General features: G+C 73.6%; 23 protein-coding genes. 17 read left to right on the plus strand and 6 right to left on the minus strand.

What is annotated here, in order from left to right; translation table 11 throughout:
• Positions 1 to 19: 19 nt before the first annotated feature.
• Entirely contained in the window at positions 20 to 742 is a 723-nt protein-coding gene (locus OG559_RS26115; RefSeq protein ID WP_405108288.1) for a 4'-phosphopantetheinyl transferase family protein, read from the minus strand.
• A 15-nt stretch (positions 743 to 757) separates the two neighbouring features.
• On the opposite strand from OG559_RS26115, the gene OG559_RS26120 reads away from it, so the two are divergent.
• The 12 genes from OG559_RS26120 (at position 758) to OG559_RS26175 (ending at position 11,990) form a co-directional block, all read left to right on the plus strand.
• The gene (locus OG559_RS26120; RefSeq protein ID WP_405108291.1) at positions 758 to 1,024 is read left to right on the plus strand and encodes a phosphopantetheine-binding protein; all 267 of its coding nucleotides are present in this window, start codon (positions 758 to 760) and stop codon (positions 1,022 to 1,024) included.
• A complete protein-coding gene (locus OG559_RS26125) occupies positions 1,024 to 1,269 on the plus strand; it encodes an acyl carrier protein (RefSeq protein ID WP_161683979.1) in 246 nt (81 codons plus the stop codon). The genes OG559_RS26120 and OG559_RS26125 overlap by 1 nt, the downstream gene beginning before the upstream one ends.
• Positions 1,262 to 2,356, plus strand: coding sequence for a beta-ketoacyl-[acyl-carrier-protein] synthase family protein (locus OG559_RS26130; RefSeq protein ID WP_405108294.1), 1,095 nt, complete (start codon positions 1,262 to 1,264; stop codon positions 2,354 to 2,356). The genes OG559_RS26125 and OG559_RS26130 overlap by 8 nt, the downstream gene beginning before the upstream one ends.
• Positions 2,353 to 2,940 carry a hypothetical protein gene (locus tag OG559_RS26135; protein WP_405108297.1) on the plus strand — a complete coding sequence of 196 codons (588 nt, stop codon included), beginning with the start codon at positions 2,353 to 2,355 and terminating at the stop codon, positions 2,938 to 2,940. The genes OG559_RS26130 and OG559_RS26135 overlap by 4 nt, the downstream gene beginning before the upstream one ends.
• Positions 2,937 to 4,553 (plus strand): class I adenylate-forming enzyme family protein, encoded by a 1,617-nt coding sequence (locus tag OG559_RS26140; protein ID WP_405108300.1) that lies wholly within the window; start codon positions 2,937 to 2,939, stop codon positions 4,551 to 4,553. Before OG559_RS26135 ends, OG559_RS26140 begins: the two co-directional genes overlap by 4 nt.
• Positions 4,550 to 5,809, plus strand: a complete 1,260-nt coding sequence (locus OG559_RS26145) for a beta-ketoacyl-[acyl-carrier-protein] synthase family protein (protein ID WP_405108303.1) — start codon at positions 4,550 to 4,552, stop codon at positions 5,807 to 5,809. Before OG559_RS26140 ends, OG559_RS26145 begins: the two co-directional genes overlap by 4 nt.
• A gap of 71 nt (positions 5,810 to 5,880) precedes the next feature.
• Positions 5,881 to 6,966, plus strand: a complete 1,086-nt coding sequence (gene hppD / locus OG559_RS26150; protein ID WP_405108306.1) for a 4-hydroxyphenylpyruvate dioxygenase — start codon at positions 5,881 to 5,883, stop codon at positions 6,964 to 6,966.
• Positions 6,963 to 7,892: a phytanoyl-CoA dioxygenase family protein gene (locus OG559_RS26155; protein ID WP_405108309.1), complete on the plus strand. Its 930-nt coding sequence runs from the start codon at positions 6,963 to 6,965 to the stop codon at positions 7,890 to 7,892. The genes hppD and OG559_RS26155 overlap by 4 nt, the downstream gene beginning before the upstream one ends.
• A 3-nt stretch (positions 7,893 to 7,895) precedes the next feature.
• Positions 7,896 to 8,693, plus strand: coding sequence for a DUF3050 domain-containing protein (locus OG559_RS26160; RefSeq protein ID WP_405108312.1), 798 nt, complete (start codon positions 7,896 to 7,898; stop codon positions 8,691 to 8,693).
• Positions 8,690 to 9,661 carry a thiamine pyrophosphate-dependent dehydrogenase E1 component subunit alpha gene (locus tag OG559_RS26165; protein WP_405108315.1) on the plus strand — a complete coding sequence of 324 codons (972 nt, stop codon included), beginning with the start codon at positions 8,690 to 8,692 and terminating at the stop codon, positions 9,659 to 9,661. Before OG559_RS26160 ends, OG559_RS26165 begins: the two co-directional genes overlap by 4 nt.
• On the plus strand, positions 9,661 to 10,632 hold the full coding sequence (locus OG559_RS26170; RefSeq protein WP_405108318.1) for an alpha-ketoacid dehydrogenase subunit beta: 972 nt from the start codon (positions 9,661 to 9,663) through the stop codon (positions 10,630 to 10,632). The genes OG559_RS26165 and OG559_RS26170 overlap by 1 nt, the downstream gene beginning before the upstream one ends.
• Complete coding sequence (locus OG559_RS26175; protein ID WP_405116971.1) at positions 10,632 to 11,990, plus strand: hypothetical protein; 1,359 nt, start codon at positions 10,632 to 10,634, stop codon at positions 11,988 to 11,990. The genes OG559_RS26170 and OG559_RS26175 overlap by 1 nt, the downstream gene beginning before the upstream one ends.
• Before the next feature lie 126 nt (positions 11,991 to 12,116).
• On the opposite strand, the gene OG559_RS26180 is transcribed toward OG559_RS26175, so the two are convergent.
• Both OG559_RS26180 and OG559_RS26185 read right to left on the minus strand, forming a co-directional pair.
• Positions 12,117 to 12,764 carry a response regulator gene (locus tag OG559_RS26180; RefSeq protein ID WP_405108321.1) on the minus strand — a complete coding sequence of 216 codons (648 nt, stop codon included), beginning with the start codon at positions 12,762 to 12,764 and terminating at the stop codon, positions 12,117 to 12,119.
• Complete coding sequence (locus OG559_RS26185; protein WP_405108324.1) at positions 12,728 to 14,653, minus strand: histidine kinase; 1,926 nt, start codon at positions 14,651 to 14,653, stop codon at positions 12,728 to 12,730. The genes OG559_RS26180 and OG559_RS26185 overlap by 37 nt, the downstream gene beginning before the upstream one ends.
• Before the next feature lie 131 nt (positions 14,654 to 14,784).
• Between OG559_RS26185 and OG559_RS26190 the strand changes: the two genes are divergently transcribed.
• The gene (locus tag OG559_RS26190; RefSeq protein ID WP_405108327.1) at positions 14,785 to 15,516 is read left to right on the plus strand and encodes an ABC transporter ATP-binding protein; all 732 of its coding nucleotides are present in this window, start codon (positions 14,785 to 14,787) and stop codon (positions 15,514 to 15,516) included.
• Positions 15,516 to 16,259: an ABC transporter permease gene (locus OG559_RS26195; protein WP_405108330.1), complete on the plus strand. Its 744-nt coding sequence runs from the start codon at positions 15,516 to 15,518 to the stop codon at positions 16,257 to 16,259. Before OG559_RS26190 ends, OG559_RS26195 begins: the two co-directional genes overlap by 1 nt.
• Positions 16,260 to 16,306: 47 nt before the next feature.
• Here OG559_RS26195 and OG559_RS26200 read toward each other — a convergent pair whose 3' ends face one another.
• The gene (locus tag OG559_RS26200) at positions 16,307 to 17,008 is read right to left on the minus strand and encodes an SGNH/GDSL hydrolase family protein (RefSeq protein WP_405108333.1); all 702 of its coding nucleotides are present in this window, start codon (positions 17,006 to 17,008) and stop codon (positions 16,307 to 16,309) included.
• 406 nt (positions 17,009 to 17,414) lie between these two features.
• On the opposite strand from OG559_RS26200, the gene OG559_RS26205 reads away from it, so the two are divergent.
• Positions 17,415 to 17,582, plus strand: a complete 168-nt coding sequence (locus OG559_RS26205) for a hypothetical protein (protein WP_405108335.1) — start codon at positions 17,415 to 17,417, stop codon at positions 17,580 to 17,582.
• 43 nt (positions 17,583 to 17,625) lie between these two features.
• Here the strand turns inward: OG559_RS26205 and OG559_RS26210 are convergent, their stop codons facing one another.
• Complete coding sequence (locus tag OG559_RS26210) at positions 17,626 to 18,879, minus strand: MFS transporter (protein ID WP_405116973.1); 1,254 nt, start codon at positions 18,877 to 18,879, stop codon at positions 17,626 to 17,628.
• A 26-nt stretch (positions 18,880 to 18,905) separates the two neighbouring features.
• Positions 18,906 to 20,480, minus strand: coding sequence for an AMP-binding protein (locus tag OG559_RS26215; RefSeq protein ID WP_405108337.1), 1,575 nt, complete (start codon positions 20,478 to 20,480; stop codon positions 18,906 to 18,908).
• A 377-nt stretch (positions 20,481 to 20,857) separates the two neighbouring features.
• Here OG559_RS26215 and OG559_RS26220 point away from each other — a divergent pair, with 377 nt between their 5' ends.
• Both OG559_RS26220 and OG559_RS26225 read left to right on the plus strand, forming a co-directional pair.
• Positions 20,858 to 22,129, plus strand: a complete 1,272-nt coding sequence (locus OG559_RS26220) for an SGNH/GDSL hydrolase family protein (protein ID WP_405116975.1) — start codon at positions 20,858 to 20,860, stop codon at positions 22,127 to 22,129.
• Between the two features lie 71 nt (positions 22,130 to 22,200).
• Positions 22,201 to 23,418 carry a cytochrome P450 gene (locus OG559_RS26225; RefSeq protein WP_405108340.1) on the plus strand — a complete coding sequence of 406 codons (1,218 nt, stop codon included), beginning with the start codon at positions 22,201 to 22,203 and terminating at the stop codon, positions 23,416 to 23,418.
• The last annotated feature ends 9 nt before the right edge of the window (positions 23,419 to 23,427 follow it).

A 23,427-nucleotide genomic window follows, 5' to 3' on the forward strand; every position in this document is an offset into this window, starting at 1 on the left:
CTCGACACTGACTGATCAATCAGTCGGTAACGATCTCGACCCCGTCGACCGGCCCGCCGACCGCCACCGCCAGCACCAGGCCGCCGGGCCCCGCCACCGCGTCGAACGGCACCGGGCCGCCCGGCCCCGCCGCGGCGTCGAACGGCGTCGGGCCGCCGGTCGGGGCCGGGGCGGCGACCCGGTCACCGGCGGCGTCGCCGGTCAGCCGGGGATAGCCGACTCGCAGGCCGCCCGGCCCGGGGACCGGGCGCAGCAGGCCGCCCGGCCCGTCGGGCCGGGGCATCAGCCGACCCAGGCCGCCGTCACGCAACCCTCGGCCGAGCGCCTTGCCGACGGCCTCCTTGGCCGTCCAGAGCAGCAGGAACGCCTCGGCACGCCGCTCGGCGGGCCGGTCGGCCAGCCACGCGGCCTCCTCCGGGGCGTACCAGCGGCGGGCCAGCGTCACCGCCGGCAGCTCCCGGCGCGTTTCCACGTCGATCCCGACCGGGCCGGCGCGGCGGGCCGCGACCACCACGGCGTCGCCGGCGTGACTCACGCTGACCGGCAGGTCGGCCGCGTCACCGGCGCGGACGAACGGCCGCCCCGCGGCGTCGCGCCCCACCCGGATCTCCGCCTCCACCCGGCCGAGCAGCACGCCACCCGCGTGCCGCAACAGCCGCCGGGCCGCCTCCGGCCGATCGCCGGCGGTACGGCCGAACCACACGTACACGGTGTCCCGACCGGGCACCGCTGACTGGCTCACGGAAAGAGGTTAACCATGCGCGACGACGTACGCGTCTTCGTCATCGAGCAGCTCACCGACATGAACTACGACATCGACGACATCGACGACGACACCACCCTCGGCCCCTCCGGCGTCGACCTTGAGTCGCTGGCCCTGGCCGACCTGTCCGTACGGGTCGAGGACCGCTACGGCCTGAAGTTCGCCGACGACGAGTCCGAGAAGCTGGCCCTGATGACGGTCGGCGAGTTCACCACGATGATCGCCGACCGCGTCGCCGCGACGGCCGACGGCAACTCCTGATGTCCGGTCAGCCCGACCTGGGGCGAGCTGACCTGCTCACCATGCTCGCCGAGATGACCGCGAAACCGGTCGACCAGGTGTCCGACCGGGTGGGCTCGATGGAACTCGCCTGGCTGGTCCACCTCGTCGAACAGCGCTACGACCGCCGGCTCGACCTCACCGACGACCAGCTCGCCGGCATCCGGACGGTCGACGACGCCCTGGCGGTGTTCCACGCCTGCCTGACCGCTCCCGCAGATGGCTGAGCGGCCCGGCGTACGGATCACCGGCGTCCACGCGCTCAGCGCGCTCGGCAGGGGAGCCGAGGCGCAGCTCGCCGGGGTGCTCGCCGGCGAACCGGCGTTCCGGCCGGTCGGTCGCTTCGACACCGCGGCCCGCCGGGTCGGCGTGGCGGCCACCCTGCCGGAGGTCGGCACGCTGGCCGACGAGCTGGCCGAGGCGGTGGACGCCGCCTGCTCGGCGGCCCGGCTCGGCGCCGGCGACCGGGCCGGCGCGCCGCTGCTGCTCGCCGCGCACGGCGGGGCGGGTGTGCCCGCGCTGGCCGGGGAACTGGCCAGCCGGTGCGGGCTGGCCGGCGCCCCCCGGGTCTACACCAGCGCCTGCGTGTCGGCGTCCACGGCGGTGGCCGACGCCGCCGCGCTGATCGGTCGCGGCGACGTCGACCGGGTCGTCGTCGCCGCCGGCTACCTGGTCGAACCCGACCAGTACGCGCTGTTCGACGCCGGGCGGGCCTTCGCGACCGACGGTGCGGTGCGCCCGTTCAGCGCCGGCCGCCGCGGGCTGCTGCTCGGTGACGGGGTGGCCGCCGTGGTGCTGGAGTCGGCCGGGGCGGCCCGGCGGCGGGACGCGCCGACGGCGGCGTCGGTGCTCGGCTGGGGGCGGGCCGGCGACGGCCACCACCCCTGCCAGCCCGACCCGCAGGGGCGTGGGCTGGCCCGGGCGGTCGGTGCGGCCCTGCGCCGGGCCGGGCTCGACCCCGAGGAGATCGGGTACGTCAACGCCAACGCCACGGGCACCGGGTACAGCGACGCCGCCGAGGCGGCGGCCCTGCGGCTGGCCTGGGGCGAACACGCCGGCCGGGTGCCGGTCAGCTCCACCAAGGCGCTGCACGGGCACGCGTTGGAGGCGTCCGGGCTGCTGGAGCTTGTGGTGACCGTGCTCGCGGTGCGGCACGGGAAGCTGCCGGTCAACGCCGGCTGGCTCGGCCCGGACGAGGCGTGCCCGCTGGACGTGATCCGCGACGCGCCGCGCCCGGCCGCCACCGCCTACGCGCTGAGCCTCAACTCCGCCTTCGGCGGCGCCAACACCGCCCTGCTGGTGGGTGCGGCGTGACCGGGGGGCCCGACCGGGCCGGCGGGGGAACGCCCGGCGCGCTGCGGGTGCTCGCGCAGGCGCGCTGGCCCGAGCCGGGCGACGGCGCGCCGCCGACCCTGCCCGGCTTCGTGCACTCGACGTTCAGCCCGGTCGTGGCGGCCGTCGCCGAGCGGTGCCTCACCCGGCGGCACGGCGAGCGGCCGGCCCCGGAGCCGGTCGGCGCCCGGACCGCGGTGGTGCTGGTCAGCGCCGCCGGGGACCGGGCCAGCGCCGACCACGTGCACGCCACGGTCGCGCAGGGCGGGCGGCCCGGGCCGCTGTTCTTCTACCAGTCGGTGCCCAACAGCGTCGCCGGGCACATCGCCGCGCGCTGGGGGCTGGGCGGGCCGGTGGTCTGCGTCGCCCCGACCGGGGACCCGCTGGCCGAGGGCACGGCCGAGGCGGAACTGCTGCGGTACGACGGCGACGCCGACGAGACATTGTTGATCATGATTGAGCAGGCACCCGACGACGCCGGTGCGGGCGTCGCGGCCGGGGAGCCCGGCGACGCGCCCGGGATCCGGGCCGTCGCGGTGCTGCTGGGGGGAGGAGACCCGCGATGAGGACCAGGGGACTGCGCGGCGTACTGGCCGCCGACACCGAACTGGGCGCCGGCAACATGCTGGCCCGGGTGCTGGCGCACGGCGCCGACCCGGACGGCCCGGGGCTGACCTTCGACACGCCGGTCGACGGGCACCCGGCCGAGCACCCGCTGACGCTGGGGCAGCTCGACGAGCTGGTCGCGGCCCGGGCCGCCTGGCTGCACGCCCGGGGCGTCAAGCCGCGCGACCCGGTCGCCGTCTGGGCCACGGCCGCCGCCGACATGGTGCTCAGCTTCCTGGCGCTGACCCGCATCGGCGCGATCCCGGCGCTGATGAACGGCAGGCTGCGCCCCGAGATCGCCGCCGAGTACATCCGCCGGCTGCGCGGCGCGGGTGTGCTCGCCGACGCCGCGCACACCGAGCTGCTGGCCGGCCACGACCTCGGCGCGCCGCTGATCGGCACCCCCGCCGAGGCCGGCGCCGGCGACCCGGCCGCCGCCCCGGCGCACTACCGGCACCATCAGGACGACCCGATCGTCATCACCCACACCTCCGGCACCACCGGCGTGCCGAAGGCGGTGCTGCACTCGCACGCGAGTCTCTTCGCCGCGACCCGGCACCTGCTGTCCATGCCACAGGCGCAGGGCACCGGCCGGATCCTCAACGCGCTGCCCGCCCCGCACACCGCGACCGTGCTGATGGTCAACCAGGCGCTGGGCAACCGGGCGGAGATGTTCCTGCTGTCCGAGCAGGGCGGGGAGCGGGTGCTCGACGCCATCCAGCGGTGGCGGCCGGACGGGGTGTTCGGATTCTCCGTCACCTGGGCTGAGCTGGCCCGGTTCGACCTGTCCGGGTACGCCCTGGACTCGGTGCGGCTGTGGTTCAACACCGGCGACTGCTCGCACGAGCCGCACGTGCGGCGGCTCGTCGCGGTCGGCTCGCGGGACACCGTCACCCGGCAGGGAGTGGTCCGGGTGCCCGGGTCCGTCTTCATCGACGGGCTGGGCTCCAGCGAGATGGGCCACTCGATGTTCCACATCACCCACACCCGCGAGACGAACCAGTACGGCCGTTGCGTGGGCCGCCCGTACCGGTTCACCAAGGTCGCGGTGCTCGACGCCGAGGGCACCGAGCTGCCCCCGGGCCAGGTGGGCTGGCTCGGCATCGACTCCCCGTCGCTGTTCCGGGGCTACTGGAACGACTCGGTCACCACGTACCGGTTCCGGCTGCGCGGCTGGTACCTCACCGGGGACCTGGTGTACGCCGACGACGAGGGCCGGTACTACCACATGGACCGGGCGGCCGACTCCGTCGAGGTCGGCGACGGCCGGCGGTACTTCACCGCGCTGTCCGAGGAGCGGGTCCTCGCCGCCTGCCCCGACGTCACCGACTGCACGGTGGTCATCGTCAAGGAGAACGACACGGTCGTCACCGACGTGCTGCTGGAGCTGGCCGCCGGCGCCGAACCGGACCTCGACCGCACCGAGGCGGTGCGCGCCGCGCTGGGCTCCGACGTCGGGGCGACCCTGCGCCGGGTGGTGCCGGTGCGCTCGGAGGACATCCCGGTCACCGTGACCGGGAAGGTGCGCAAGGTGGTGCTGCGCGAGCGATACCTGACCGAGTCGCCGTCATGACCGCCGTCATCACCGGGATGGGCCTGTTCACCCCGGTCGGCCGGGGCGTCGCGGAGACCTTCGACGCCCTGCTCACCGGGCGGTCCGGGCTGACCCGCCCGGCCGACGACCATCCCGCCCGGGAGTCCCTGGAGGCGGCCGGGCTGCTGCCGCACATCGACCCGCGTACGGTCGCGTCCGGCCCGGAGACCCGGGTGCTGGACCGGATCGTGGTGCTCGCCCTGCTCGCCGCCGCCGACGCGCTCGCCGACGCCGGCATCGAGGTGGGCCGGGACGTCGACCCCGGGCGGATCGGCGTGATCGTGGGCGGGGTCGGCGGGATGTCCACCCTGGAGAGCCAGGTGCTGGCCCGGGCCGCCCGGGGTCGGGCGGCGGTCAGCCCGTACCTGCTCACCGGGATCCTGCCGAACATGCCGGCGGCGCGGATCGCCATCGCCCACGGCATCCGCGGCTACAGCTCGTCGGTCGGCACCGCCTGCGCCTCCGGCGCGCAGTCGGTGGCCGACGCGGTCCGGCTGATCCGGGCCGGGGAGGCCGACGTGGTGGTCTGCGGGGCCAGCGAGGCCCCGCTGTTCCCCACCTTCGCCGACACCTTCGGCAACGCCCGGGCCCTCGCGCGGGGCTGGGCCGACCCGACCGAGGCGAGCCGGCCGTTCGACGCCCGGCGCAACGGATTCGTGCTCGCCGAGGGGGCGGCGCTGCTGGTGCTGGAACGCGCCGAGCACGCCGCCGCCCGGGGCGTCACCGGGTACGCCGAGGTGGCCGGCTACGGGGCGAACACCGACGCGTACCACCCGACCGCGCCGCGGCCGGACGGATCGGGGGCGGCGGAGTGCATGCGCCGCGCCCTGGCCAGCGGGGGAGTGACGGCCGGCGACGTCGGCTACGTCAACGCGCACGGCACGGCCACCAAGCTCGGCGACATCGCCGAGACCGCCGCGCTCACCGCGGTGTTCGGCGACGGCGGGGTGCCCGTCAGCTCCACCAAGGCGCTCACCGGGCACCTGCTCGGCGCGTCCGGCGTGCTGGAGGCCGCGGCCACGGCGCTGGCACTGGGTCGGGGGCTGCTGCCCCCGACCTGGAACCTCGACGACCCGGACCCGGCCTGCCCCGCCGACCACATCAGCAAGCAGCCGAGGGTGGCCGCCCCGGAGCACGCGCTGACCAACTCTTTCGGGTTCGGCGGCCAGAACGTCAGCCTGCTACTGCGGCGCGGCACCGGTGCGGGTGCGCGCGTCGCCGGTGCGGGGAGGTGATTGCTCGTTCCACTCCGGGCGGTACGCCGCCCGGGCGGCAGTCACGGGGGGACATGGGGAAGGGCTGGAAAATGGACATTCGTTCTATAGATCACATCGAACTCTACGTGGGGGACGCCCGGCAGGCCGCCTTCTACTTCGGCACCGCCGTCGGGTTCCGGCTCCGCGGCCAGGGCGGCCCGGAGACCGGGCTGGCCGGGCAGCGCTCGCTGCTGCTGGGGCAGGCCGACATCCGGATGGTGCTCACCTCCGGGCTGACCGCGCAGCACCCGGCGTCGACGTACGTGCAGCGGCACGGCGACGGCATCGCGGTGGTGGCGCTGGAGGTCGACGACGCCGCCGGGGCGTACGCCGAGCTGGTGGCCCGCGGGGCGACGCCGGTGACCCCACCGACCACCTTCACCGGCGCGGACGCCGAGGTGGTGACCGCCGAGGTGGGGGGCTTCGGCGACGTGCTGCACCGACTGGTGCAGCGCCGGGGCGACCGGCGCGAGTTCCTGCCCGGGGCGATCGAGATGGACCCGCCGACCGGCGGGGACGACGGTCTGCTCGCCGAGATCGACCACCTGGCCATCTGCGTGCCGCCGGGGCAGCTCAAGGACACCGTCGCCCACTACGAGCGGGTTTTCGGCTTCGCGCAGATCTTCACCGAGCACGTCGAGGTCGCCGGCCAGGCGATGAACTCGACCGTGGTGCAGAGCCCGTCCGGGCGGGTCACCCTGGTGCTGCTCGAGCCGGACCGCAGTCACCGGCCGGGGCAGATCGACGCGTTCCTCGCCGAGCACGCCGGGGCCGGGGTGCAGCACCTGGGGCTGCGCACCGACGACATCGTCACCGCCGTCGGCGCGCTTCGCGGGCGAGGGGTCCGCTTCGCCGGCACCCCCGGCGCCTACTACGACGACCTGGAACGGCGGGTCGGCCCGGTCGACGCGCCGCTGGACCGGCTGCGCGAGCTGAGCATCCTGGTCGACCGCGACCACGGCGGCCAGCTGTTGCAGATCTTCACCGAGTCGATGCACGTGCGCCGCACGCTCTTTCTCGAACTGATCGAGCGGCGCGGGGCGCTGACCTTCGGCAGCGGCAACATCAAGGCCCTCTACGAGGCCAAGGAACGGGAGCTGGCCGCCACGGCCACAGCACAGGGGGTGGGAGCGTGACGACCGTCGACTTGCAGCCGGCTTTGACCGCCGAGGAGGAGGCGCTGCTGCCGTCCGAGTCCGACGTGCGGTTCTACGCCGAGCACGGCTGGTACCTGTCGAAGAAGCTGTTCACCGACGAGGAGGTGGACGCCCTGGTGGCGGCCACCGACCGGTACTACGACGGCGAGCGGGACCGCACCCTGCCGGTGCGCCCGCCGAAGCTGGCCTACTGGGACCCGTCGAAGGGCCCGGTGCAGCGGCACAACGACTACGTCCACCACGAGCACGACGGGATCGCCGCGATCCTGCGCAAGCCGCTGCTCGGCGCGGTCGCCGCCCGGCTGGCCCGGGCCACCGAGATCCGGGTGTTCCAGTCCACGCTGATCTACAAGCCGCCGATCTCCGGCGAGCCGTCGAACATCGTGCCCTGGCACTTCGACAAGCACTACTGGTCGTCCTCGTCGTCCGAGGACATGCTCACCGCGTTCATCCCCTTCCACGACTGCGGCGAGGAGATGGGCACCATCACCATGGTCGACGGGTCGCACCGGTGGAAGGAGATCGGCGCGAACGACACCGTCGTGCGGCACTTCGCCGAGCGCGACCGCAGCCAGCTCGAGGAGATGCTGGCCGAGAACGCCGCCCACAACGGCGCCCGGATCAGCAAGATCCCCATGGTGATCCCCAAGGGACACGTGAGCTTCCACCACTGCCGCACCTACCACGGCAGCGGCGCGAACGTCAGCGGCCGACCCCGCCGGGCGATCTCGCTGCACCTGCAGGACGGCGCGAACGCCTACCGGGAGTTCCCGCTCTCCGACGGCGCCCTCGCCGCGTACAACCACGACGTGCTCGTCCGCCGCACCGACGACGGTCGGCCGGACTACGCGGACCCCGAATACTGCCCGGTCATCTGGCGCGACCGCGCCCAGCAGGAAGGCTGAACAATGTCACGGTACGACTGGGGCAAGACGCACCCGGGCATCGAGCGGCTGGAGCAGGCGGTCAGCGACCGCCGCGACGTGGTGGTCAAGCACCCGCTCTACGCCAACCTGGACACCCACGAGGCGCTGGTCACCTTCATGGAGCACCACGTCTTCGCGGTCTGGGACTTCATGTCCCTGCTGAAGTCGTTGCAGCGGCAGCTCACCTGCGTGACGGTGCCGTGGATCCCCACCGGCCCCACCGGCAGCCGCCGGCTGATCAACGACATCGTGATGGTGGAGGAGAGCGACGAGCTCGGCGAGGGCTACATCAGCCACTTCGAGCTGTACGTGCAGGGCATGCGGGAGGCCGGCGCCGCCACCACCGCCATCGACGCGCTGATCGACCTGCTGCGCGACGGCGCGTCGGTGACCGAGGCGCTGGTGAAGGCCGGCGTGCCCGGCCCGTCCGCCACGTTCGCCGGCACCACCTGGAAGATCATCGAGTCGACCCCGGTGCACTGCCAGGCGGCGGCGTTCGCCTTCGGCCGGGAGGACCTGATCCCCGACATGTTCACCCAGGTCGTCGCGGTCAACGAGCGCAGCCAGAAGCTGCACAAGTTCGTCGACTACCTGGAGCGGCACATCGAGGTCGACGGGGAGCAGCACACCCCGATGGCCATGCAGATGCTGGCGGACCTGTGCGGCGACGACGACACCAAGTGGCAGGAGTGCGCCGACACGGTCAACATGGCGCTGGCCGCCCGGGCGCAGCTCTGGGACGACGTCCTCGACGCGATCAAGGAGGGTCACCCGGCGTGACCCCCACCGATCCCGTCCGGCTGTACCGGGCGGTACGGCTGATCCGCCGGTTCGAGGAGCGGGCGATCGAGCTGGTCCGCTCCGGAGCGATCGTCGGCGGCATCCATCCGTACCTCGGTCAGGAGGGGATCGCCGTCGGGGTCTGCGCCGCGCTGCGCGCCGACGACCTGGTGACCGGCACCCACCGCGGGCACGGCCACGTGCTCGCCAAGGGCGCCGACCCGGCCCGCATGCTCGCCGAGCTGCTGGGCCGGGTCACCGGGCTCAACCGGGGCCGGGGCGGGTCCATGCACGCCGCCGACCTCGGCGTCGGGGTGCTCGGCGCCAACGCCATCGTCGGCGCCGCCGGGGCCATCCTCACCGGAGCGGTGTGGGCCCGGCGGCGCCGCGGCGACGACATCGTCGGGGCGACCTTCTTCGGCGACGGCGCGGTCAACGAGGGGATGCTGCTGGAGGCGTTCAACCTGGCCGCGCTGTGGCGGGTGCCGGTGCTGTTCGTCTGCGAGAACAACGGCTACGCCACCACCATGCCCGTCGAGGGCGCGGTGGCCGGCACCATCGGCGGCCGGGCCGAGGCGTTCGGCATGCCGGCCGCCGTCGTCGACGGCCAGGACCCCGAGACGGTACGCGAGGCCACGGCCGCCGCCGTCGCGCGGATGCGCGCCGGCGGCGGGCCGGAGCTGATCGAGGCCCGCACCTACCGCTTCGACGCCCACCACACCTTCGAGCACGTGGTACGCCTCGACTACCGCGCGCCCGAGGAGGTGGCCCGGGGCCGGTCCCGGGACCCCGTCGAGATCCAGGGCGGACGGCTGGCCGCCGCCGACCGGGCCGCCGTCGACGCCGAGGTCGAGGCCACCCTCGACGCGGCGGTGGAGTTCGCCCTGGCCAGCCCCGAGCCCGACCCGGCCGGCGCGCTGGAACACCTGTACGCCAGCGGGCTGGTCGCCCGGACGGGAGGTGGCTGATGCCACGGCTGTCGTACCGCAAGGCGCTCACCCGGGCGCTCGCCGACGAGATGGCCCGCGACGAGTCGGTCTTCCTGCTCGGCGAGGACATCCGGGCGGCCGCCTCGAACGTCACCGCCGGACTGCTGAAGAAGTTCGGGCCGGACCGGGTGCTGGACACCCCGCTGTCGGAGCAGGCGTTCACCAGCTTCGCCACCGGGGCGGCCCTGGCCGGGCTGCGCCCGGTGGTGGAGTTCCAGATCCCGTCCCTGCTGTTCCTGGTGTTCGAGCAGATCGTCAACCACGCGCACAAGTTCCCGCTGATGACCGGCGGGCAGTGCGCGGTGCCGGTCACCTACCTGGTCCCGGGCTCCGGCTCGCGGACCGGGTGGGCGGGGCAGCACTCCGACCACCCGTACAGCCTGTTCGCCCACGTCGGGGTGACCACCCTCGTCCCGGCCACCCCGGCCGACGCGTACGGGCTGCTGGTCTCGGCGATCCGGCACGTCGACCCGGTGGTGCTGTTCGCCCCGGCCGGGGCGATGGACGTCCGGGCCGACGTGGACTTCGCCACCCTGGCTCCGGTGCCGATCGGCCGGGGCCGGGTGCACCGGGCCGGCGACGACGTCACCGTGGTCGCGGTCGGGCACCTGGTGCACGACACGCTCGCCGTCGCCGAGGAGCTGGCCGGGCAGGTGTCCGTGGAGGTCTTCGACCCCCGCACGCTCTACCCGTTCGACTGGGACGGGCTGACGGAGTCCGTGGCCCGCACCGGCCGGCTGGTCGTGGTCGACGACTCCAACCGGTCCTGCGGCATCGCCGGGGAGATCATCGCGACCGTGGTCGAACGGGTGCGGCTGCTCGCGCCGCCCCGGCGGGTCACCCGCCCCGACGGCGCGGTGCTGCCCTTCGCCCCGGCGCTGGACCGGGCCGTGCAGCCCGGCCGCGAGCAGCTCACCGCCGCCATCCAACTCACCATGAAGGACGGATGATGATCGATCCGAACTACGCCTGGCCCAGGCTTGACCAGGCGTGGAACGACCTGCCGGAGTCGACCCGCACGGCGATGGTGGCCGCTGGTGCCGCCGCCTGGAAGGAGGTCTTCTACGGCTGCGCGACGTACAACCAGACGTGGCGGCTGGCCCGCCCGCCGGTCATGCCGGCGGACGCCTTCCGCGAGCTGAACGAGGTCTGCGACCAACTCGCCCAGCTCATTTTGGAGACGTGCCAGCGGCGCGCCCGCACCGCCGGGGAGCTGACCCGACTGCTCGGCGTGCCGGCGGAGGAGACGAGGCTGCTCGACGAGTCCGAGGAGCTGTCCGAGGCGCTGCTGGCCGCGTACCGGCCGGACGTGCTGATCTCCGGCGGGGTGCCGAAGTTCGTCGAGTACAACATCGACAGCAGCCTCGGCGGCGGCTTCGACGCCGACACGGTCGTCTACCGGTACACGAAGATCTACCAGGACCAGGGCATCCTCGACGGGCTGCCGGTGCGGCCCGCCCCGTCCCTGCTGGACCAGCGGTTCGTGGCGATCCGGGACGAGCTGGGCCTGACCGACGGGGCCCGGGTGGCGCTGCTGCTGGACTTCGACGCCGACTACCCCGGCCTGGAGACCCCGGACGACTTCATCAGGATCCTGTCCCCGTTGGCCGACCGGGCCCGGCACTTCGGCATCGACCTGGTCATCGCCCAGCTCAAGTTGTCGACCCTGGACGAGCAGGGCCGGCTCGTCGTCAACGGCGCCCCGGTGGACGGCCTGTTCCGGCTCTTCGTGCCCAACCGGGTGCACGCCAGCGCGGGCCTGGACGCCGTGGCCGGTGCCCTCGCGGCCGGCACCCTGCCGATGTTCGTCAGCTCCGCCGCCTGGCTGCTCGGCAACAAGATCAATTTTGCCTGGCTCTGGGAGGACCTCGACACCCTGCCCGAGGCCGACCAGGCGCTGCTCCGCCGGTACGTCCCGCGCACCAGCGCGCTCACCGCGGCCGAGCTGCCCCGGGCCCTGGCCGAGCAGCACGACCTGGTCGCCAAGCCCGCCGACGGCTCCGCCGGCATCGGGGTGCTGCTCGGCCCGGAGACCTCCGCCGAGGCGTGGGAGGCGGGGCTGCGCGCCGCCCTCGACGAGGGCGGCTACATCCTCCAGGAGTACATGCCGGCCGACCTGGTGCCGATGGACTTCGTCCGGATGGAGACGGGGGAGACGGTCACCGCCGACGTCCCGTACAGCCTCGCCCCCTACCTGTTCGGCCGGCAGGGCTCCGGCGCGCTGGCCCGGGTCGGCTTCCCCGGCTGCGACAGCGTGCTCAACCTCGCCCGCGGCGTCCTGCTCACGGGCATCCTCCTCACCGACTGACACCCACCCGCCCCGCCCCACCGGCGTCGATCATGCACTTGTGGCCCGCCCAAAGTGGGCGTATGTGCATGATCGACGCTGGTCAGGTGGCGGCGGGGACCGTGCGGGCGGGCGCGCAGCCGGGGATCAGGCGTTGTTGAGGTAGGTGAGGACGGCGAGGACGCGGCGGTTGTCGTCGGACGACGGTGGGAGCCGCAGCTTGCCGAAGATGCTCGCGGTGTGCTTGCCCACGGCACTCTCGCTGAGAAACAGCCGCTGCGAGATGGCGGCGTTGGAACGCCCCTGCGCCATGAGTTCGAGGACGTCGCGCTCGCGCGGCGTGAGATGGGCCAGCGGCGAGGCGGTGCCGCCGGCCGTCAACAGCTTCGCGATCACCTCGGGGTCCATCGCGGTGCCGCCCGCCGCGACCCGGCGTACGGCGTCGATGAACTGTTCCGCGTTGAGGACCCGGTCCTTGAGCAGATAGCCGACCGCGCCGGCCCCGTCGGCCAGGAGTTCCCGGGCGTAGAGCTGCTCGACGTGCTGGGACAGCACCAGCACCGGCAGACCGGGAACGTCTCGCCGGGCGGCCAGCGCCGCCTGGAGGCCCTCGTCGGTGAAGGTCGGCGGCAGCCGCACGTCGACGACGGCCACGTCGGGCCGGTGCCGGGCCAGGGCGGCGCGCAGCGCCGGCCCGTCGCCGACCGCCTCGGCGATGGTGAAGCCGTGGCTTTCGAGGAGCATGACCAGCCCATCCCTCAGGATGTGGAGGTCCTCGGCGAGGACGACGCGCACGGGATCTCCATGGTGACGACGGTGGGTCCGCCGGGCGGACTGTGCAGGGTCAGGTTCCCGTCGAATGTAGCGAGCCGCCGTCGGATGCCGCGCAGGCCGGTACCTGCGGCCGGGTCGGCCCCGCCGGGACCGTCGTCGGTCACCACCATCCGGAGCACCCCGTCGCGGTGCGACAGCGAGATCGAGATGTGGGCCGCGCAGCGGGCCGCGTTGGTCAGGGCCTCGCAGGTGACGAAGTAGGCGGCCGACTCGACCGGCGCGTCGATCCGGCCGGGCAGGTCGACGTCCACGTCCACCGGCAGCGGGGTGTCGAGCGCGATCGCCCGGATCGCGTCGCCGAGCCCGCGCTCGGCCAGCACCGGCGGATGGATGCCGCGTACCAGGTCGCGCAGCTCGGCCAGCGCGACGCCGGACGTCTCCTGCGCCTGTTCCAGCAGCCGCCGCGCCCGCGCCGGGTCGGTCTCCATGAGCCGTGCGACGGCGGCCAGGCCGAGGCCGACGGCGATGAGCCGGGCCTGGGCGCCGTCGTGCAGGTCGCGTTCGATGCGGCGCAGCTCGGCCGCCTGCACGTCGACGGCGTCGGCCCGGGTCGTGGCGAGGTGCGCGACCCGCGAGGCGAGCACGGTGGCCGCCGTGGGGGTGAGCAGGAACCGGTCCCACGCCAGCCGCAGCCTCATCAGCGGGCCGGCCAGACCCAGCCCGAGCAGCGTCATGACCAGCCCGACGGGCATGCTGGCCCAGCCAGGCAACCACGACGCGTCGGGCTGGATGTGCTCGATGCCGAACCACAGATAGAACGGGGTGGCCCAGTAGCCGGTGAGCAGGCCGATCGGCACCGCCCAGCCCACCCACGTCAGGGGCTGGCAGAACAGGCCGTAGAACCCGAAGCCGACCAGGACCGCCGGGACGAACGAGAGCGGGGCCAGGACGACCGAGCCCAGTGACCACAGCTGGTCCCGCCAGGTGGCCGGGTCGCCGAACAGCCACCCCGGCCGCTGCGCTTGGACAGCCGCCGGGAGGTCGGTGTACAGGACCCGACCGACCCGGTAGTTGCCGTCCTCGCCCGGGCTGGGCGACGGCGGGTACGGCCGGTACGGTGCGGGCAGGTCGCGGCCCGTCCACCGGCCGACCTGGCGCCGGTAGAGCTCCACCAGCGACCGCGTGACCGGCAGGCTGTACGGCAGCAGCCCGCCCCATGACAGGGCTGCGGCGAGCAGGTTGAGCAGCAGGCCGCCGAACCCGGCGAGGGACAGCCCGGCCAGGCCGGCCCCCCGCCAGGTCGCGGCCGATGTCCGGGTGACCCACCGACTGACCGCCGTCTGCGGCGGCTCCCCGGTCCCCAGCAGCACGCCGGCCCACAGCCCGTACGCCCGCAGCGCCGATGGCGCGAGCAGGAACGCGGCCACGATCGCCCCGACGGCCGCCGGCACCGACCACGCGAGTGGCCAGGGGGGCGCGACGAGCAGGAACACGCCGGCCGCGATCAGTGCGGGCGGCACCAGGATCGGGACCGCGCCGGTGACCGGGGTGAGGATCAGCCACAGCCATTCCCGGCCGAGCGTCGGGTCCTTCGCGTGGTGGTCCAACTTCAGGAGGAACGCCGGCAGCCGGGGCGACCGGAACAACGTGCCGTCGTGGGCGTACCAGCCGTCCTCGCGCCGGTGCGGTGTGGGTGGCGGCGACCGGACGGGGTCGGGGAGGTCGGCCCCACCCCAGGCTCCGGCGAGCCGGCGAGCCAGCGCGGTCAGCCGGAACTGGCCGGCGATGGCGAGCGGATAGGCGATCACCATGGTGGCGCCGAGGACGAGGAGGTGCCCGTAGGCGAACCCGGCCACGCTCAGCACGACCAGGGCGACGCAGCGTGGTACGGCGAGTGCGAAGCGGGTCACGGGCCGAGTCTTCGCTTCACCGACCGCCGCCGCACTGGGGCAGGCTACCGACCAGGGGTGGGGCTGGGTACACCCCCACCGGGCGGCTGGATCCATTTTCCGCGCCCGGCGAGATTCCTAGCGTTGTCGGCATGTCAGTCATCGAGGTGCGGAACCTCCGCAAACAGTACGGCGACCAGGTGGCCGTCGCCGATGTGTCGTTGAGCGTGGACGAGGGCGAGATCTTCGGGCTCGTCGGCCCGAACGGCGCCGGCAAGACCACCACCGTGGAGTGCGTCGAGGGGCTTCGGACCCCGGACTCGGGGACGGTACGGGTGCTGGGGCTGGACCCGCGCCGGGACCGCGCGGCGGTGCGGCAGAAGCTTGGCATCCAACTCCAGGAGAGCCAGCTGCCGGACCAGATCAGGGTGTGGGAGGCCCTCGACCTGTACAGCTCGTTCTATCCGCACCCGGCCGACTGGCGGGAGCTGATGGACGAGCTGGGCCTGACCCCCAAGCGCAACACGGTCTTCGCGAAGCTCTCCGGCGGCCAGAAGCAGCGGCTGTCGATCGCGCTCGCACTGGTCGGCAACCCGAAGGTGGCGATCCTGGACGAGCTGACCACGGGGCTGGACCCGCAGGCGCGGCGTGACACCTGGGAGCTGGTCCGCCACGTCCGGGACCGTGGCGTCACGGTCGTGCTCGTGACCCACTTCATGGACGAGGCGGAGCGCCTCTGTGACCGGTTGGCGGTCGTCGCGGCTGGCCGGGTCGTCGCCGTCGACACTCCTCGCAACCTGATCGCCGGTGCCCGGGTGCCCGGCGTCGAACGGCCCACCCTCGAGGACGCGATCCTCTCCCTCACCTCTGCCAGGAGCAACTGATGACCGCCCTTTCCAAGATCATCCGTGTCGAGGCGAAGCTGTTTCTCCGGGATCCGGTCGGCACGTTCTTCGCCATCGCGTTCCCGGCCCTGCTGATCCTGGTGCTCGGCCTGGCCATGCCGGGCATCCGGGACCCGTCGGACGACCTGGACGGCCGGCGTCCCCTGGAGGTCTACCTGCCGATCACCATGACGCTGGCCATCGCGACGGTGACGATGGTGACGCTGGTGGGCGTGCTGGCCAGCTACCGCGAGCGGGGCGTCCTGCGCCGGCTGTCGACCACCCCGGTCTCGCCGACGGCGTTGCTCGTCGCGCAGGTGGCCGTGAACGTCGCCGCACTGCTGGTCGCGTGCGGCCTGGCCTGGCTGGTGGCGGCGACCGTCTTCGACGTCCCGCCGCCCGGCAACGCGGTCGGTTTCGTGCTGGCGTTCACGCTCGGGTCGAGCACGATGTGTGCTCTCGCACTGCTCGTGGCGGCGGTAACGGCGAGCGCCCGGGCCTCGTCGGGGGTCGGCATGCTGATCTACTTCCCGATGATGTTCTTCGCCGGGGTGTGGACGCCGGGGCCGCAGATGCCTGATGTGGTGCGGAAGATCGCCGACTTCACCCCGTTGGGGGCCGCGTCCCAGGCCGTGCAGGACACCTGGGTGGGGTCGTGGCCCACGCTGTTGCACCTTGCCGTGATGGTGGCGTTCACCGTGGTGCTGGGCGGGCTCGCGGCTCGCTACTTCCGCTGGGAGTGACCCACGAGCGGGTGCCCTGACGGGAGAGGTCGGGCAGGTTCCGGCGGTCAGGGGCTGTCCGCCTCTCCCGGGGTGGCGGCCAGGTGGGCGCCGAGGCGGCGGATCGTCTCGGCGGCGGCGATGGCGTCGCTGCGGGCGCTGCCGTGCCGGCCGTCGGTGCTGTACAGGCCCGGGTCGGCCACCGCCGGGTGGTCGGTCAGGTGCACGTGCAGGGTGCCCAGCCGCTCGCCCAGCGCGCGGGTGCGCGCCGCCAGTCGGCGCATCCGCTCGCCCAGGTCCTCCCGCAGCCGCGCGGGCACCGCCGGGCTGTGCGACACGTCGAACATGCCCACCGTGACCACGTCCGCCCCGTTCGCCTGAAGGCCGGTGACGATCGCGGCCAGCTCGGCGTCGACGGCGTCCGCGTCGTACCCCTGGCGGAACGCGTCGTTGCCGCCGCACACCACCAGCGCCAGGTCCGGGCCGAACTCCACGGCCGGGCCGAGCTGCGCCGCGCGGACCTCGTGCGCCCGCAGCCCGCGCAGCCCCAGGTTCCGGTACACCAGCCCGGGGCGGGCCGCGTCCAACTCGGCGGCGATCCGGTCGGCCCACTGCACGTCCGGGTACCCGTCGACCGGCTCGCACAGCCCCTCGGCGACGCTGTCGCCGAGCACCACGAACCGCCGCCACGGGTGACCGGCCAGCAGCCGGGCGCTCTCCCCGGCGCGCAGACAGTGTGGATCGGTCGCCTCGGTCGGGGTCGATGCCATGATCGGCACGCTAGCAGCGGGGTGGGAACGCCGCCATCGAGGCATCAATGTGCTCGGCGGCCTCGGCGTGAGCCTTGTGCCGGCCGCGTTCGGCCTGCGGCTCGGCGGGCTGCTCGGCGGGGGCCTGTGCCGGAAGTCAGCCGGGGTTCTGGCGGCGGTTGCTGGGAGGAGCCGTCGACCGTCCGGTGCTGCCTCCCCGCCCCTTTGCTCTGCTGCCGTCACCGCAACACCGGCGCCAGGCGGCCGCTGCACGTCGTGGACCAGGCGGCCGCTGCATGTCGCGGACCAGCACGAACGCAGGGCAGGAGTCGCCGCGACCCGCGTGTTGCAGCGGGGGCAGCAGAGCAAAGGAGCCGCCACAGGTGCCATCCGCCACCCGCCGACCGCCGACGACGCCGGAGCCCGCGTGGACATCAGCGCCACCCCACCCGCCCAGCGCCACCGTTTCGGCCTCGCCCCGGGGGTCGGCCGGCTGCGTGCCGAGCTGGCCGGCCGACGGCGTCCCGCCACCCCGCCCGGCGTCGAGGAGGCGAACCCGGCAGGCCCGCCGAGCCCACCGGTCCCCGGCCGGTAGGGCTGGGTCCGCCGACCCGGCCGCCGGGCGTCGCGGCCGGTGCTCAGCCCGCCGGGGCCGACCGAGGTCGTGACCGGCCCGCCCGCAGCGGGCCGACGAGCAGCGGCCCCACGGTCAGCACCGCGCACACCACCGCCATCACCAGCAGCGCCGGCTTGAGCCCGAGGAGCGCCACCGACCAGCCGCCGACCAGGCCGCCGATCGGCAGCCCGACGAAGGCCAGCGAGCCGGCGATGCCGAGCACCCGGGTCTGCAGCGCGTCCGGCACCCGTTCGTAGAGCGTCACCCCGAGCAGCGGGTTGACCGCGGCGATCCCGATCCCGGACAGGAACGTCACCACCAGCACCACCACCAGGTGGTCGGTGACGGCCATGGTGAGCATCCGGGGGGCGCCGCTCATCGCGGCGCCGACGGCGAAGACCAGCGTCCGGGGCAGCCGGGGGCCGATCGTCGTGAAGACCACGTTGCCCAGCAACGCCCCGGCGCCGAACACGCCGAGCACCAGGCCGAAGCCGGCGGGGTCGCCGAGCACGTCGCGAATCCAGACCGGGAGCCACACGGTCGTGTTGGCCGCGGCCATCATGTTGAGCGCGGAGACCACCAGCAGCATGGCCAGCAGCACCCGGTCGGTGCGCAGGTAGGCGAAGCCTGTGCGCAGCGCCCGGAAGTAGCTCTCCCGGGGCGCGGCCGACGCCTCGGTGGCCGGTGGGCGCACCAGGATCCCGACCAGCAGCGCGCAGAGCGCGAAGCTGCCCGCGTCGATCCAGATCGCCCGGGTCACCCCGACCCAGCCGATGAGCAGGCCGCCGATCACCGCGCCGAACAGGGTCACCGCGCGGGCCAGCCCGTCGTAGGCGGAGGTGAGCCGGATCAGCTCCACCCCGGCGCGCTGCGCCGCGGGCCGGAACATCACGTGCTTGACCCGGTCGCCGATGCCGCGCAGCCCGCCGGCGAACGCGACCAGGACGACCAGCGCCCCGAAGCCGAGCCACGGGGTCAGCGCCACCACGGCCATCGCCACCGCGCTCGCCGCGTCCACCACGATGGAGGTGCGCCGCACCCCGAACCGGTCGGCCCACGGCGTGGCCAGGGAGCTGGAGAGCATGTACGGCAGGAACTCCGCCGCCGCGACGATGCCCATCTTCGCCGGGCTGCCGGTGGTGGTCAGCACCAGCCACGGGATGGCGATGACCGAGATCCGGCTGCCCAGGTTGGAGATCAGGTCGGCGGCGACCAGGGTGACCAGCTCCCGCCGGGCGGCGGCCCGCCCCGGATCCCGCCCGGTGTCGGTCTTCACCGTGGGCTCGGGGGCGGCGTCGGTCGTCACGCCGGGCTGCCGACGGGGTCGGCGGGGCGACCGGCGGCGTACCGTTCGCGCAGCGCCCGCTTGTCCACCTTCGCCGAGCGGTTCAGGGGCAGCGAGTCGACGAACTCCACCGCGCCGGGCGCCCACGTCTCGCTCAGCTCGGCGGTGACCAGCTCGATCAGCTCCGCCCCGGTCACCGTCGCCCCGGGCGCCGGCACCACGTACGCGTGCGGCAGTTCGCCGGCCACCTCGTCGGGCACCCCGATCACGGCGGCGGCGCGCACCTGCGGGTGGCCCGCCAGCACGTCCTCGATCGGCCGCGAGTAGATCGGCCAGCTTCGCTGCCGGGTGAGGATCCGATCCTGGAGCCGGTCGACGAGGTAGAGGTATCCGTCGGCGTCCAGGTGGCCGATGTCGCGGGTCCGCACCCAGCCGTCGACCAGGGTGTCGGCGGTCAGCTCGGGCTGGCCGTGGTAGCCGGCGAAGCTCAGCTTCGTGCGCACCCACACCTCGCCGTCGACGCGCGTCGGCAGCACCTCGCCGTCGGCGTCGCGGATCTCCACGGCCACGTCACCGTACGGCCTGCCGCAGGAGCGCAGCCGCTCCGGGTGCTCCGGGTCCTCGGTCAGCCCCGGCTGGGCGGTGATCACGACGGCCTCGCTGAGGCCGTACACGATGCGCAGGCACGGGCCGAAGCGCGCGATGGCCTGCCGCAGCCGGGCGGGCGCGGCGGGTCCGGCACCCACGTTGAACATGAACATCGCGGAGAAGTCCGCCCCGGCCAGGTCGGGGTGGTCGAGCACCTCGTAGAGCATCGGCGGGGTGACGAACGTCGAGTTGATCCGTTCCCGCCCGACGGTGTCGATGAACGCCGCCGGGTCCCACTGCGCGCGCAGGAACAGCACGCCGCCGCTGAAGAGGTTGACCAGCGTGGTGATCTGTCCGCTGGCCAGCCACATCGGGGAGTGGGACAGGTGCCGCAGCAGGGGAACCCCGCCGGCGCGGAAGCCCGCGGCCAGGGTGAGGATCTGCCGGTAGAAGCTCTCCCGGTGGTGCACCAGCTTCGGGGTGCCGGTGGTGCCGCTGGTCTGCAGGAACGACTCGGGCTCCGGCACGTCGCCGGGCAGCCCGGCCGCCGCGTCCCGGTCGGCGGCGGTCAGGTCCGGGCCCGCGCCGCCCGGCCCGAGGCAGAGCACCGGTACGCCGGCCAGCCCGGCGGCGATTTCCGCGCCCAGCCCGTCGCCGGTGCGGGCGTCGTAGACGAACGCCTCGGGGCGGGACAGCCGGACGAAGTCGTCGACCTCCCGCCGGGAGGTGACGGGAGCGATCCACATCGTCCGGCAGCCCAGCAGGTGCAGGGCGAGCTGGAGCAGCGGACCCTCGACCGCGTTGCCGAGCATCACCAGCACCGCGGCGCCCGGCCGGACGCCACCCCGGGCGAGCGCACCGGCCATGCCGCGCACCTCGGCAGCGACATCCACATAGGTGTATCGGCGTCCGCCGCCCACCAGCGCCTCCCGGTCGCCGAAGCCGGCGAACAGTTCCAGCGCCTCGTGGACGTAGGTGGTCGGTCGGTTGGACCCGTCAGTCATCGCCAGCCCCCATCAGCTTTTCGGCGGCGATCGGTGGCGACCCGGCGAGGCGCCCGCGATGACCGGCCGCGAGCGGCGCCCGGACAGCTCACGGCCAGGACGCGGCGACGGCGGGGCGCTTCGACGACCGCACCGTCGCCGCTTCGAGCCTAGGCCGCGCGGACCCGCCCGGCACAGGGCCGATCGGTGCCCCGCCGTGCCTCGACGTCAATTGATCTTGTCGATGAGGTTGATTGACGCCTGTCAGGGGCGCCGCTAGGTTTCTGGACCATCGTCCAGGCAGCTGTCGTCAGTGGACGACCCTGGGCCAACATGGAGGTTCAATGTCGACTCCGAAGAGATGGCAATTGACGAAGGCCCCTAAGAGATGGCAGATGATCGCCGCCGTGGCCACGGCACTGGTAGTGGGGGCGCCGGCCGTGGTGGCGACCGCCGGCCCGGACAACGGGAAGCGTCGCAGCGACCCCGTGTGGGCGGGCAGCTGGGCCGCCGCGGTGACCCGGGGCAACTCGGCCGGCCTGACCAACACCGGCCTGAACAACCACAGCATCCGGATGATCGTGCACACCACCGTGGGCGGTCCCCGGCTGCGCATCCGGCTCAGCAACGTCTACGGCGAGCAGGCCGTGAAGGTCGGCCGGGCCACCGTCGCCCGGCCGGACACCGCGACCCCGACGGACCTGTCGGACGTCACCGCCGCCAGCGTGCGGGAGTTGAAGTTCAACGGTTCCGCCACGGTCACCATGAACCGGGGCGCCGAGCTGCTCAGCGACCCGATCGACTTTCCGGTCGGTGACCAGGAGGACCTGGTCGTCACGCTGTACTTCCCGGTGTTGACCGGGCCGGTCACCTTCCACGGCCAGTCCCGGCAGACCACGTTCATCGGCGCCACCGACCTCACCGGTGCCGCCGCCGGCACCGGCTTCACCACCCGCCCCGACTGCTGCTGGATGTTCCTGTCCGGTGTGGACGTGCAGCGGCGGCAGAGCCCCGGCTCGGTGGTCGTCCTCGGCGACTCGATCGCCGACGGCAACGGCAGCTCGGTCAACTCCAACAAGCGCTGGCCGGACCTGCTCGCCGACCGGCTGATCGACGGCCGTCCCGAGGTGCGCACCCCGGGCGTGCTCAACCTCAGCCTGGCCGGCAACCGGCTCAACCACGAGGGCACGGAGCCCGGCACGGGCGGCTTCCCCGGCTACTTCGAGCTGGGCCCGAACGGCCTGGCCCGGCTCAACGAGGACGTCTTCCCGCAGACCGGCGTGCAGACCGTCGTCACCCAACTGGGCATCAACGACATCTGGATGTCCGGCGACTCCGCCGAGAACATCATCGCCTCGCTGCGGCAGATCAACCAGCAGGTCAAGGCCCGCGGCCTGACCAGTCTGGTAGCCACGCTGACCCCGTACCAGGGGCACGGCGTCGAGGGGGTGTGGACGCCGGAGAAGGAGGCCACCCGCCAGGCGGTCAACGCGTACCTGCGTGGCAGCCGGGAGTTCGACGGGGTCCTCGACCTCGACAAGGTGCTGCGCGACCCGGCGCAGCCGAGCCGGCTGCTCCCGGCGTACGACTCGGGTGACCACATCCACCCGAACGACCTGGGCAACCAGGCGATCGCCGACGCGGTGCCACTGCGCCTGCTCGGTCTGTGACACCGGCGGGGCGGCGGGGGTGATCCCCCCGCCGCCCCGTCTTTGAAGATTCCTGGGGAGGAAGCGTCACCGTGGACGTCCAAGAGCTGCTCGCCGGCCTGTACAGCGAACAGGGCCGGCAGAACCCGTACCCCTTCTACGCGGCCCTGCACGAGCTGGGCCCCATCCGCGAGATCCCGAACCGCGCCGCGCACAGCACCGTCGCCGCCGTCGCCGGGGGATACGACCTGGTCAGCGAGGTGCTGCGCGACCCCGAGTGGTACAAGCAGTCCCCGCCGGGCTGGGAGCAGCACGAGATCCTGCGCACCTTCGAATCCTCGATGATGTTCATCAACCCGCCGGACCACACCCGGATGCGGGCCGTGTTCGCCAAGACGTTCACCCCCCGCCGGCTGGGCGCCCTGGAGCCGGTGATTGACCGGATCACCGACCAACTGCTGGACCGGATGGCGGAGGCCGGCGCCGGTGGGGCCGAGGTCGACTTCGTGTCCGACTTCGCGTACCCGATCCCGGCGCTGGTGATGGCCGAGTTCATCGGCCTGCCCGAGGCCGACCTGTCCTGGTACCGCGAGCGGGTCGAGCGGATCGACGACTTCCTGGACGTCGCCGGGGCGACCCCGGAGCGGCTGGCCAAGGCCGACACCGCCGCCACCGAGCTGCGCGCGTACTACCGGGAGCTGATCGCCGACCGCCGCCGCACCCCCAGCGAGGACCTGGTCAGCGGCCTGGTCGAGGCGGTGGACTCCGGCGGTGTGGACCTCACCGAGGACGAGCTGATCAGCAACCTCATCGTGCTGTTCAACGCCAGCTTCGTCACCACCGTCTACATGTTCAGCAACGGCCTGCCGCTGCTGCTCGACCACCCCGAGGTGGCCGCCGCCCTGCCCGGCGACGACAAGCTGACCCTGGGCTGCGTCGACGAGGTGCTGCGGATGCAGAGCCCCGTGCACTTCCTGGCCCGGGCCGCGCCCCGGGACACCGTCCTGCACGGCGTCCCGGTGGCCGAGGGCGAGAACGTGATGCTGCTGATCGCCGCCGCGAACCGGGACCCCGCCCGCTTCCCCGACCCCGACCGCTTCGACCCACGCCGGGGCGGCCCGCCGTCGCTGGCCTTCGGCGTCGGCCTGCACTACTGCCTCGGCGCGGCGGTGTCCCGCCTGGAGGGCCGGCTGGCCCTGCCCCGGCTGTTCACCCGCTTCCCCGAGCTGCGGATCACCCAGACGCCGGTGTACAGCGGCAGTCTGTTCCTGCGCGGCATCGACAAGCTGTTCGTCACGACCGGCGGTTAGGAGACCGGC

Origin of the sequence: Micromonospora sp. NBC_01405 (assembly GCF_045040155.1) — a bacterium.
Taxonomy (GTDB): domain Bacteria; phylum Actinomycetota; class Actinomycetes; order Mycobacteriales; family Micromonosporaceae; genus Micromonospora.